General features: G+C 71.7%; 11 protein-coding genes. 6 read left to right on the top strand and 5 right to left on the bottom strand.

What is annotated here, in order from left to right; translation table 11 throughout:
- Positions 1 to 46 precede the first annotated feature (46 nt).
- The 6 genes from LY625_RS08600 (at position 47) to LY625_RS08575 (ending at position 6,526) form a co-directional block, all read left to right on the top strand.
- Entirely contained in the window at positions 47 to 295 is a 249-nt protein-coding gene (locus LY625_RS08600; protein WP_233739622.1) for an acyl carrier protein, read from the top strand.
- 7 nt (positions 296 to 302) lie between these two features.
- Positions 303 to 1,814, top strand: coding sequence for an AMP-binding protein (locus LY625_RS08595; RefSeq protein ID WP_233739621.1), 1,512 nt, complete (start codon positions 303 to 305; stop codon positions 1,812 to 1,814).
- The gene (gene nadE / locus LY625_RS08590; RefSeq protein WP_233739620.1) at positions 1,811 to 2,827 is read left to right on the top strand and encodes an NAD(+) synthase; all 1,017 of its coding nucleotides are present in this window, start codon (positions 1,811 to 1,813) and stop codon (positions 2,825 to 2,827) included. The genes LY625_RS08595 and nadE overlap by 4 nt, the downstream gene beginning before the upstream one ends.
- Complete coding sequence (locus tag LY625_RS08585) at positions 2,824 to 4,047, top strand: GNAT family N-acetyltransferase (protein ID WP_233739619.1); 1,224 nt, start codon at positions 2,824 to 2,826, stop codon at positions 4,045 to 4,047. Before nadE ends, LY625_RS08585 begins: the two co-directional genes overlap by 4 nt.
- A gap of 68 nt (positions 4,048 to 4,115) precedes the next feature.
- Positions 4,116 to 5,309: a glycosyltransferase family 4 protein gene (locus tag LY625_RS08580; RefSeq protein WP_233739618.1), complete on the top strand. Its 1,194-nt coding sequence runs from the start codon at positions 4,116 to 4,118 to the stop codon at positions 5,307 to 5,309.
- The gene (locus LY625_RS08575) at positions 5,306 to 6,526 is read left to right on the top strand and encodes a pyridoxal-dependent decarboxylase, exosortase A system-associated (RefSeq protein ID WP_233739617.1); all 1,221 of its coding nucleotides are present in this window, start codon (positions 5,306 to 5,308) and stop codon (positions 6,524 to 6,526) included. Before LY625_RS08580 ends, LY625_RS08575 begins: the two co-directional genes overlap by 4 nt.
- On the opposite strand, the gene LY625_RS08570 is transcribed toward LY625_RS08575, so the two are convergent.
- The 5 genes from LY625_RS08570 to LY625_RS08550 are packed head-to-tail and all read right to left on the bottom strand — an operon-like array spanning position 6,460 to position 11,528.
- Positions 6,460 to 7,242 (bottom strand): acyltransferase, encoded by a 783-nt coding sequence (locus LY625_RS08570; RefSeq protein WP_233739616.1) that lies wholly within the window; start codon positions 7,240 to 7,242, stop codon positions 6,460 to 6,462. The genes LY625_RS08575 and LY625_RS08570 overlap by 67 nt on opposite strands.
- Positions 7,239 to 8,540 (bottom strand): hypothetical protein, encoded by a 1,302-nt coding sequence (locus tag LY625_RS08565; protein WP_233739615.1) that lies wholly within the window; start codon positions 8,538 to 8,540, stop codon positions 7,239 to 7,241. Before LY625_RS08565 ends, LY625_RS08570 begins: the two co-directional genes overlap by 4 nt.
- 23 nt (positions 8,541 to 8,563) lie before the next feature.
- Complete coding sequence (locus LY625_RS08560; RefSeq protein ID WP_233739614.1) at positions 8,564 to 9,328, bottom strand: CpsD/CapB family tyrosine-protein kinase; 765 nt, start codon at positions 9,326 to 9,328, stop codon at positions 8,564 to 8,566.
- A complete protein-coding gene (locus LY625_RS08555) occupies positions 9,325 to 10,908 on the bottom strand; it encodes an XrtA system polysaccharide chain length determinant (RefSeq protein WP_233739613.1) in 1,584 nt (527 codons plus the stop codon). Before LY625_RS08555 ends, LY625_RS08560 begins: the two co-directional genes overlap by 4 nt.
- Complete coding sequence (locus tag LY625_RS08550) at positions 10,908 to 11,528, bottom strand: XrtA/PEP-CTERM system exopolysaccharide export protein (protein ID WP_233739612.1); 621 nt, start codon at positions 11,526 to 11,528, stop codon at positions 10,908 to 10,910. Before LY625_RS08550 ends, LY625_RS08555 begins: the two co-directional genes overlap by 1 nt.
- Positions 11,529 to 11,698: the final 170 nt, after the last annotated feature.

The following is an 11,698-nucleotide window of genomic DNA, read 5'->3' as shown; positions in this document are numbered from 1 at the left end:
TTTTGCGTACACCGGTTTGGAAGCACGCGACACACAGGGGAACCCGGTGGATTTCAAGCAGACGATCAGGCCCTTCATTCTGGGCAATTTCCTGTTCACCGACGACGCTGCGGCGGTGGCCGACGACACCTCGCTGATCCGCGGTGGCATCGTCGACTCGACCGGGATCCTCGAGCTGATCGAGTTCCTCGAGGCGACCTATGGCATCCACGTCGTGCCCGAGGAAATGGTGCCCGCCAACTTCGACTCGATCGACACCATCAGCACCTTCCTCGCCCGCAAGAGCGCGGGCTGAGCACGGCATGGTCCCGCTTGTCCACCGGCTGCTGTCAACCGCCCGCTCCACGCCGGAGGCGGTGGCGATCGTCGACGGCGGCCGGCGCTGGCGCTACGCCGAACTGGCCGACGCGGTCCGCCGCTTTGCCGGCCTGCTGCGGGCACGCGGCCTGGGCGATGCGGAACGGGTGGCGATCGTGCTGCCAAACCGGTTCGAGGCGGTCGTGGCCTGTTATGGCGCCTGGCTCGCCGGCTGCATCGCGGTGCCACTCAATCCCCAAGCCAGTTCGCGCGAACTGGCGACCTGGCTGGCGCATTGCCGGCCGCGGCTGGTGGTGCTGGAGGCGGGTGATGCCGCGGCCGTCGCGGTGCCGGATGCGGCTCCCGGCGCGGGCTGGCTGCGGGTTGGCGGCGCCGGCGCTGGCGACCCGGCCGATGAAGCCTGGGAACATGCAATGCCCGCGGCGGCACCGCTGAGCGGGACCTGCATCACCCAGCCGCTGGCGGCGATCCTCTACACCTCGGGAACCACCGGCGCGCCCAAGGGCGTCACCCTGGGCCACGCCAATTTCGCGGCCAATGTCGATGCCATCGTCGATTACCTGGCGCTGGATGCCGGCGACAGCATCGTCTCGGTGCTGCCGTTCCATTACGCCTACGGCGCCTCGGTGCTGCACACCCACCTGGCGGTGGGGGCACGGCTGGTGATCGAACCCAACCTGGTGTTCCCGCACGCGGTGGTGGACACGCTGGCGCGCGAGCGGGCAACTGGCTTCTCCGGCGTGCCGTCCACCTTCGCCCTGCTGCTCGACCGCGCGGTGCTGGATGGGCACGCGTTGCCGCATCTGCGCTACATCACCCAGGCGGGAGGGCCGATGCCGCCGCCGCTGGCCGCGCGCCTGCGCGCGGCGCTGCCGGGGACAAGGCTGTTCGTGATGTACGGCCAGACCGAGGCCACCGCGCGCCTGGCCTGGATGCCGCCGGAGCGGCTGGACGACCGGCCCGGATCGGTCGGGCGGGCCATCGCCGGGGTCCGGCTGCAGGTCCGCGACGCCACCGGGGCGCCGCTCCCGGCCGGGTACGAGGGCGAAATCTGGGCACGCGGCGGCGGCATCATGGCCGGCTACTGGAACGATCCGCTGGCGACCGCGGCGGTGCTGCGCGACGGCTGGCTGCGCACCGGCGACCTGGGCTGGATGGATCCGGAAGGATTCCTGTTCATCGCCGGTCGCCGCAGCGACATGATCAAGACCGGCGCGCACCGCGTGCACCCGCAGGAGGTCGAAGAGGCCTTGCGGGAAATGGACGGCGTGCTGGAGGCGGCGGTCGCCGGGATCGGCGATGCGACCCTGGGGCAGGTGGTGAAAGCCTGGGTGGTCGCCGCCGGCGGACTGGACGCCAATGCGGTGCGTGCCCACTGCCGCGAGCGACTGGCTCCCTACAAGGTGCCGCGACAGGTCGAGTTCGTCACCCGACTGCCCAGGACCGCTTCGGGCAAGGTCCGCCGGGCAGCGCTCGCCCTGCAGGAGGCACCATGACCGCACTGGGTTTCGATGTGCTCGGACTGGACCTGGCCACCGAGGCCGACCGGATCGCCGAGCGCCTGCGCGAGGTCACCGCCCGCGTGCTGCACCGGCGCGGACTGGTGGTGGCGATCTCCGGCGGCATCGACTCGTCCTGCTGTGCGGCGCTGGCGGTGCATGCCCTCGGCGCGGGAAGGGTGTTCGGCCTGATCCTGCCCGAGCGCGATTCCAGCGATGACAGCGCCGAGCGGGCCCGGCTGCTTGCCGCGCACCTGGGGATCCGCACCCTCACCGTCGACATTGCCCCGGCGCTGGAGGCGATCGGCTGCTACGCCGAGCGGGACGCCGCGGTCCGCCGCGTGCTCCCCGAGTATGGCGAGGGCTGGCGGTTCAAGATCGTCATCGACGGCGGCATGCACGGGCGCATCAACGTGTTCCGGCTGCTGGCCGAGGATCCGCAGGGCGGCCGGCACGAGCGGACCCTGCCGCGCGCGGAGTACCTGCAGGTGGTGGCGGCGACCAACTTCAAGCAGCGCATCCGCAAGACCCTGGAGTACTACCACGCCGACCGGCTGCATTACGCGGTCGTGGGCACGCCCAACCGGTTGGAATACGACCAGGGGTTCTTCGTCAAGAACGGCGACGGCTCCGCCGACGTGAAGCCGATCGCCCACCTGTACAAATCGCAGGTCTATGCCATGGCGCGACACCTGGGGCTGCCGGAACGGGTCTGCGCCGCGGTGCCGAGCACCGATACCTACAGCCTGGAACAGGGGCAGGACGAGTTCTACTTCGCCCTGCCGCACCGGCAGATGGACCTGGCGTTGTGGGCGCTGGAGCACGGGCGTCCGGCGGCCGAGCTGGGCGAGGCCCTGGGCATCGGAGCCGCCCACGCACAGGCGGTCTATACCGACATCGCCAACAAGCGGCGGACCACCCGTTACCTGCACCAGCCACCGGTGCTGGTCGACCAGACGGGGCCGCCGCCGTCATCGCCTTGCACCTGCGGACGGGAGGGCCGGCAGTGACCATCGAAGTACTCGCCGGCAAACGCCGGCCGGCCTATCCGGCGCCCGGACCCGCCGGCTGGCAGGCGCATGGCGAGTTGATCGGACTGGAGCGCTATCCGGACCTGGGCGTCGACTGGACCGCGCTCGAGGCGCAGGCACGGGGCGCTCCGTTCACCTCCTGGGCCTGGGTATCGGCCTGGCTGCGCAACCTGCCCGACGGGGTGGCCCCGCTCGTGTTCCGCGCTCGCGACAGCGGGGGCCTGCTGGCACTCGCGCTGCTGGTCGCGGCGCCGGAGCACGGCGTGGGGCGGCTGTTCGGCCGGCGCTCGCTGTACCTGCAGGAAACCGCCGATCCGGTGCTCGACGAGGTCACCATCGAGTACGCTGGGCTGCTGGCGCGCGAGGGCTGCGCACGCCCGGCCTATGCCGCCCTGTTCCAGGTCCTGGCCGGCCTGCGCCGGGACTGGCGCAGGCTGTGCATCAGCACCAGTGCCGACGCCGGGGCGGTCGCCGCCGCACTGCCGCCGGCGCTGCGCGCGGCGAGTACCCTGGCGCGGCCGTGCCACTACGTCGACCTGGCGCGGGTCCGTGCCGAGCCCGGCGGCTACAAGGCCGTTCTCGGCCGCAAGGTGCGCGGCTCTATGAGGCAGACCGTACGCGACTACGCACGGTTCGGTCCCTTGCAGGCGGAGGTCGCGGCCGACGTCCCCACCGCGCTGGCCTGGTTCGATGCGTTGCAGGACCTGCATACCCGCTACTGGCACTCGCGCGGCCAGCCCGGGTGCTTCGCCAGCCCGTTCTTCGGCCGTTTCCACCGCGACCTGATCGCCCACGGCACCGGCGCCGGCTTCACCCGCCTGACCCGGGTCTGCGCCGGCGACGAGGTGGTGGGCTATCTGTACAACCTGGGCTGGCGCGACAACATCTACTTCTACAACAGCGGCTTGCGCTACGGATTGCTGGAAAAACGTGACCGCCCCGGCATCGCCACCCTGTACGCGGCCATCGGCCAGGCGGCGGCCGAGGGCCGCGCCGAGTTCGACTTCCTGGCCGGGGACCAGGAATACAAGCGGCGCCTGGCGACCGACGCCCGCACGCTGCACTCCATCGAGGTGCGCCGTGGCGGAATGCGGCCGATGGCCGAACGGCTGCTGGCCGCGCTGGCCCGCCGCGGCACCCCGGGCCTGCCGCTGGCACGCGCGCTGGCCATGGACGCGGCCGCGGGGCCACCGCCGTGAGTGCCCCGGAGCTCATGGTGGCGCCGCCGCGGGCCGTGGTTCCGCCCCGGCCCGTGGCCGATGCCGGCGTGCGCAAGGTGCTTTACCACCACCGCACCCAGGGCAAGGCGGTCGAGGGGGTGCACATCCGCGGCATCACCGACGCGCTGCGGGCACAGGGGGTGACCGTCGACATCCTCTCCTTGCCCGGCGCCGACCCGTACTCCGCGCCGGTGGCGATGTCGCCGACCCGCCAGGCGCGTCCTTGGCTCAGGCTGATGGCGCGGCTGCCCGAGCCGTTGTTCGAGCTGGCCGAACTGGCCTACAACCTGGTGGCCGGCTGGCGGGTGCTGGGCTGGTTGCGCCACAACCCCGACGCCGACTTCATCTACGAGCGCTATTCCCTGTTCATGTACGCGCCGGTGTGGCTGGCGCGGCGCCGTGGCCTGCCGATCATCCTGGAAGTCAACGACTCGGCGCTCGTTACCCGGGTGCGCCCGCTGTTCTTCCGCCGGCTGGCGATGGCGGTGGAGCGGCGCGCGTTCCGTGACGCCAGCGGCCTGGTGTTCGTTTCCGGCATCTTCCGCGAGCGCGCGCGTGCCGCGCACCCGGACATGGCGCCGGCGATCGTCACCCCCAACGCCGCCGATCCCGCCAAGTTCCTGGCCAGCCCGGCGCAGCGCGCCGCGACCCGTGCGCGGCTCGGTCTGGACGGCAGCGTGGTATGCGGCTACCTGGGCGCGTTCGTGCCCTGGCACGCGATCGATGCCTTCGTGCACCGGATCGCCGGGCGGCTTGCATCGGCCCCGCACCTGAAACTGCTGCTGGTCGGCGACGGGGCGACCTATCCGGCGTTGCGCGCCTTCATCGAGGAGCGGGGCCTTTCCGGACAGGTGGTGATGACCGGACGGGTCGGCCACGACGAGGTGCCCGGGCTGCTGGCGGCAATGGACATGGCGGTCCTGCCCAGCGCCGGCGACTACACCTCGCCGGTGAAGCTGTTCGAGTTCATGGCCTGTGGCGTGCCGCCGGTGGCGCCGGACTTCGCCCCGATCCGCGAGGTGCTGGAGGAGGGCGGGACCGGCTGGATGTTCCGCGCCGGGGACCTGGACGCGGCGGTGGAGGCGGTGCTCGCGCGCAGCCGTGACCCGCTGGAGCTGGAGCGGGTCGGCGCCAACGCGCGCCGCTACATCGCCGGGCACCGCCAGTGGCGGCACAACATTGCCGAACTGCTCGAATTCCACCATCGCATCCGTGCAGGCAAGACCCCTTGGACGCCATGACCCTCGTGCCCGGAACCGACGGGTGGCCGACCGACCAGGCCGGCGAGCTGCTGGTTGGCGGTGAACCGCTCTCGCGCGTGGTCGCCGCGGTCGGCGGCACGCCGTGCTACCTGTACGACCGCGGGCGGATCTCCGCGCGCGTCGCGGGCCTGCGCGCGATGCTGCCGCGCCGGGTACTGCTGCATTACGCAATGAAGGCCAACCCGATGCCGGCGCTGGTCGGCCACATGGCCGGCCTGGTCGACGGCATCGACGTGGCGTCCGCCGGCGAGCTGCGGGTGGCGCTCGACGCCGGGATGGCGGCCGCGGACATCAGCTTCGCCGGCCCGGGAAAATCCGATGCGGAACTGGAGCAGGCGCAGGCCGCCGGCATCCTGGTCAACATCGAGTCGTTCCGCGAGATCGGCCCGCTGGCGCGGGCCAGCGAGGCGGATGGCAGGCCGGCGCGGGTCGCCGTGCGGGTCAACCTGCCGTTCGAGCTGAAGGCGTCGGGGATGAAGATGAGCGGCGGCGCGCGCCAGTTCGGCATCGATGCCGAGCAGGTTCCCGAGGCGCTGCGCGCGATCAGCGCCGCCGGCCTGCGGTTCGAGGGTTTCCACATGTTCGCCGGCTCGCAGAACCTGCGCCACGCGGCGATCGTCGAAGCCCAGCAGCGCAGCTACGAGCTGGCGCTGCAGTGGCAGGACCTGTTGCCGGCGCCGCTGCGCAGCCTGAACCTGGGCGGCGGGTTCGGGATCCCTTACGCCCCGGGCGACCTGCCGCTGGAGCCGGGGCCGGTGGCCGACAACCTGGCCGCGCTGGCCGCGCGCATGCGCGGGGATTTCCCGGACGCGCACATGGTGGTCGAGCTCGGCCGCTACCTGGTCGGCGAGGCGGGGCTGTATGTCTGCCGGGTGGTCGACCGCAAGCATTCGCGTGGCCAGGTGTTCCTGGTGGTCGATGGCGGCATGCACCACCACCTCGCGGCCTCGGGCAACTTCGGCCAGGTGATCCGGCGCAACTATCCGCTGATGGTGAACGGCCGCCCCGGCGCGCGCGAGCCGGCGAGCGTGGTCGGACCGCTGTGCACGCCGCTGGACCTGCTCGGCGACCGGATGGAGCTGGGGGTGGCCGCGGAGGGCGACCTGGTGGCCGTGTTCCAGTCCGGTGCCTATGGCCGCAGCGCCAGCCCGCGGGGTTTCCTCAGCCATCCCGAGGTGCGGGAGGCGCTGGTCTGAGGCTCCGGCGGCGGGACGTTGCCGATCCGCCGCGCCGGGTTGCCGGCGACGATGGTGTAGGGGGCGACGTTGCCGGACACCACCGCGTGGGCGGACACGATCGCGCCCTCGCCGATGCAGCTGCCGGGCAGCAGCAGTGCGCCCGATCCGATCCACACGTTGTCGTGCACCACCACCGGCCGCACGTCGGCCGGGTCGGGCGCGGCGCCGGACTGGCGGCGCGCCGGGTCGGCGGGATGGCCGCCGGAATCGCGGAGGGTCACCCCGCCGGCGATCTGCACGTGGCGCCCGATGCGGATTTCGCGGCCGACCACGAAGCGGGTGTCGTGGGCGATGTCGCTGTAATCGCCGATCTCCAGTCGCGGCCGGGCACAGAAGCTGGCGGCGAAGGTGACGCCCAGCTTGCCGCTGATGTGGACGTGGTCGCCGAGCACAAGCTCGCCGTTGCCCTGCACCCACGGCACGTGCACGCCGGCGGTCACCCCCCTGCCCACGCGCGTGCAGTAGGCCTTCAGCAGCGGCTCGGCCACCAGCACCCGGCGCAGGAAGAACACCGTGCCGCGCAACGCGAGGAACACCCACAGGTACGGCCGGACCAGCAGCCGCGGCGCCGGCAGGGTCCAGCCGCGGGCACGGTGGCGCAGCCCCCGCAGCAGCGCGGCCGCCGGGTGCGGCGAACAGCGGGCCCAGTGGCGCAGTTCCGACAGCCGGTTCACAGCGGTCGGTTCCGGTAGGCCACGCTCAGGTACCAGACGTTCTGGTCGACATCGGTGCCGGGCAGGGCGTTCTCGCGCGTATACCGGTAGTACCCCAGCGAGGTGCTCCAGTGCCGGGTCCAGTACTTCTCCAGGGCCATGCCCAGCCGCCAGGTGTTGTTGCGCATCTCCGGGGCGGCGTACTCGACGCGCTGCATGTCGGCCCACGCCGACAGCTCCACGGTCGGGCGCAGGCGGTAGTCGAACCCCAGCAGCACGCCGCGCGACTTCTCGTCGGTTTCCGCGTCGTCGAGGTAGTCGATGCGCTGGGCATACGGCTCCAGCCGCAGCGCGGCGCGCTCGCCGGTGTAGTGGTAGCCGGCGGTGACCCGGTGCTCTGCGTACACCGCCGGATTGATCCGGGCGTCGTCCACCAGCACCGTGCCGGGGATGGTGGTGGTGGTGGTGGATTCGCTGCTGGCGAGGGCGGCCTCGGCGGCGTCGGAGAACTGGCGCACCGCCACCAGCGACAGCCGGCTGCGCGGTCCCGCCTGCCAGCCCAGTTCACCGCGCAACAACGGGTCGCGGTGGCGGCCGCCATCGGCGTAGTCCACCTGCGACCAGCCCGCGTCGATCGCCACCCGGGCACGATGGAAGTCGCGCTCGTAGCGGGCGTACAGGTCGCCGCGTTCGTGATCGCGGGCCGCCCGTTCATCGTCGTAGTCCACGTCCTGCCACTGGCCATTGAACGAGAGGCTGGCGCCCGACCCGAGGGCCCGCGCCAGGCGCAGGGCGGCACCGTGCCGGGTGGAGTTGAACTCCTCGGTCACCTCGGCATCGGTGTCGATGTAGCGCACCTCCACCCGCCCGTCGACCGAGGGCCCGAGCCTGAACATGAAGTTCGGTCCCAGCGAGAGCACGTTGACCTGCTGGCGGTTGTCCGGGGAGTCGGGCGCGAAACGGTCGACCGGCTGCAGCTCCAGTTCGTCCTCCACGGTGAAGTCCAGCCGGCCGGGAAGCAGGACCCAGTTGAGATGACCCGAGAGGATCCCCTCGACCGAATCGGAGTACATCGGATCCTGGTAGTCGCGGTAGTCCGCCCGGCCGGCCAGCCGCGCCTGCACCGTGGAGCTTTCCTGGGTGGCGAGGAAGCCCAACCCGGCGCGCCAGATCCGCTGGCTCACCGGATCGGCGGCGGTGAGGCGGGCGTTGTCGTCGTGTTCCACGCCGCCATCGACCACGTAGTCCACCCGCGCCGCCTGTGCCGGCGTGGCGATCGCCGCGCACAGCATCGCGGTCCGGATCATTGCCTTGGCCATCGCATCCCCTCCGCAGGCCCGGCTCAATGGATGTCGTTGAAGACGATCCCGGCGAGCTTTGGCGGGTCGAAGTTGGCGGCTGCCTTGTCGATGGCATCCAGGGTGACCTTGCCGTAGCCGGCCACCAGCACCACCAGATCGGCGAGGTCGGACAGGATGCGCGCATCGGGCGAGTTCAGCACCGAAGGGCCGTCGAGGATGATGTAGCGCCCCGGACTGCTGCCGCGCAGCGAGTCGATCATCGTGCGTGCGCGGCTGGAGGTGAAGTACTCACCGGCGATCTCGCGCACGCTGCCATTTGGGATCAGCTGCAGGCGCGGTATGCCGGTCGGGTACTGGATCGCCTGGACGTCCTGCACGCTGCCGTCCAGGTAGTCCATCAGCCCGCGCCCGGTCCGGCCGGTGCCCAGTGCAGTGTGCTGGCTGGGGTGCAGGGCGTCGCAGTCGACCAGGGTGGCGGTCTTGGTTTCGTCGAAGGCGAATGCCAGCGCCAGGTTGCGGGCGACGAAGCTGCCACCGCAGCCGTGGCCGACCGGCGCGACCAGGGTGACGAAGTTGCCGCTGCCGCCGAGGGTCAGCAACCGGGTGCGCAGGTCGCGAAAGGCGTCGGCCTGGACGCGCACTCCGTCGTGGCGGTGGATCAGTCGCCGTTCCTCCAGCGAGCGCGGGGTGAGTGCCGGGGGCGCGGGCACCGGCACCGGCAGCGGCACGTCCAGGCCGCGGGCCTGGTGGCCGCCTTCGGTGGCACGCCGGTCGGCCGGGTTGTCGAGCAGGGTTGCGGAGTTCATGCGGACACCAGTTTGTAGGCGTAGGTCAGGCCGTAGACCAGCCCCACGCCGCCGACCATCGCCAGGCTGGCCGCGATCGCCGCCAGCTTGCGCCGGCGTTCGCGGGGAGTGGGGTAGGCGGGAATGGTGGTCAGCAGCGGCAGCCGGCCGTGCTTCTCGATCAGGTGGGCGGAACGGATGCGCGGATCGAAGCGCGCCACCAGGAATACCAGCCCCAGCGGCAGCGCCAGTGCGAGCAGCAGTCCGGCGGCGGCGATGTGCATGAAGCGCAGGCCGGAAGGACGCAGGGGCATGACCGCCGGATCCTGCACGCGCAGGGTCAGGCCGCGGTTCTCCTGATCCAGGCCCATCGAGACACGGGCGTTCTCGCGCCGGCGCAGCAGGTCCTGGTAGATCTCGCGGTTGACCTCGTAGTCGCGGGTCAGTTCGGCCAGCGCGCCTTCGGATGCGGCGATGCGCCGGCTGCGGTCCAGCTCTCCGCTCAGCAGCGAGGTCGCCACGCCCAGCCGCGAGCGGGTGCCGGCGGCCTCGCGCCGGGCCTGCGCCAGCTGGCTGCGAAGCTCCTGGTACAGCGGGTTGGCGCGCGCCTCCTCGGACTCGATCGCCGAACGCCCGCCCGATGGCCGCTGGGCCTGCTCGGCGAGCGTGCGGCGGACGTCGTCCATCTGGTGGCGGACCCGGAGCACGTCGGGGTGCTGCTCGGTGAAGTTGAGCATCAGCCGGTCGTACTCGGCCTCCAGCTCGATGAGCCGGCCACGGTAGAGGCTCTCTCGGGTCTGGACCGCCGAGACCGCCGACTCGCCCGACAGCTGCGCGGCGATCGAGGCTTCACGCGACTCCTGTTCCATCAGCGCCATCCGGGTCTGCTCCACCTGGGTGCGCAGCGCGGCGATGCGGGTGTTGACGTCGGTGGCACTGCCCGGCTGGGCGTCGACGTTGCGCGACTGGTACTCCTGCAGGTTCTTTTCCGCGTCGAGCAGCTTGCGGTGGTAGCCCTGCACCTGGCTGTCGATGAACTCGTAGGCCTCGCGGCTCTCGCGCTCCTTGGTCGCCAGGGTCTCGGTGATCAGGGTGTCGCCGTAGGCTTCGGTGACCCGGAACGCGCGTTCGGGGTCGTTGTCGCGGTAGGTGATCTCCACCAGGTCCGGGCGCGGGCTGGTGATCAGGGTGCGCTTGCGGATGTCCTCCACCAGCCGGTCGCGCTCGAGCGGGCCGAGGTCCTCCCGGTTCCAGCCACCCACTTCCATGATGTGGTCGAGTACCTTGCGCCCGTAGAGGATCTGCCGCGCCATGCCGGCCCGGTCGGCGACCCCGGTGGGCACCGCACGGCCTTCCAGCAGCGGCTGGATGATGTCGCTGTCCTGGGCGAGGATCGTCACCGACGTCGAGTAGTTGCGGGGGATGACGAACAGCCCGACCACCAGCGTCAGCAGGGCGATGACGGTGAAGATCGTGGCCAGCGACAGCAGCCGGGCACGGCCCTCCCTGAACAGGATCGGCAGCAGCTCGCCGGGGGTGAGCTCGCCGGCGGCGGCGCGGCCCGCGGGGCGGCCGGGATCGGGGAGTGCGCGCGCGGACATCAGAACGTGCGCTCCGGCACGGTGATGATGTCGCCGGGGGCGACCGTGTAGTTCGTCGACAGGTCGCCGGCGGCCAGGATCCGGTCCAGCCGCACGGCGTAGGTGGCGGTGCCCTCGTCACCGTCGCGGCGGTACAGGCCGGAGCGGTCGGCGGCGGCGAACTCGGTGGTGCCGCCGGCGGCGAGCACCGCATCGAGCACCGTCATGCCCTGCCGGTAGGGGATCGACACCGGCTGGCGCACCGCGCCGGTGACCCGCACCCGGGCCAGGTATTCATGGCTGCGCAGGTCGGTGAGGATCACCGCCACCTGCGGCTCGCGCACGTAGGTCGCCAGCTGCTCCTGGATATCCGCCGCCACCGCGGACGGGGTGCGCCCGCCGGCGACCACGTCGCCGACCAGCGGGACCGAGATCCGCCCGTCGGGCCGCACCGGCGCGGTGATGCCCAGTTCCGGGTTGCGCCAGACGGTGACCTGGACCAGGTCGTCCACGCCGATCAGGTACTCGGACACCGCGGCCAGGTTCTGCTCCGGCGGCGGCGCCGGGTTGCCGCCGGAGGAAGCGCAGGCGGCAAGCAGCACGGCCAGCACCGGAGCGAGGAAGTGACGGGTGATGCGCATGGGCGGTGCTCTCGCGGGTTTGCGGTTACAGCCAACAACGCCAAGCACGCGCGGGGCCGGTCAGGGCGGCCGGGGTGGGCCCGGTGCCACGCCGCCGCGCGCCGGCACTAGCCGCCATTGCCGCGGTTTCGCGTTGGTGGATGTACCCGCGGCCGCTTCCGGCCGCCGTC

Source organism: Lysobacter sp. GX 14042, from assembly GCF_021390425.1.
GTDB lineage: Bacteria > Pseudomonadota > Gammaproteobacteria > Xanthomonadales > Xanthomonadaceae > Novilysobacter.
This window is presented reverse-complemented; position numbering and strand designations above follow the sequence as displayed.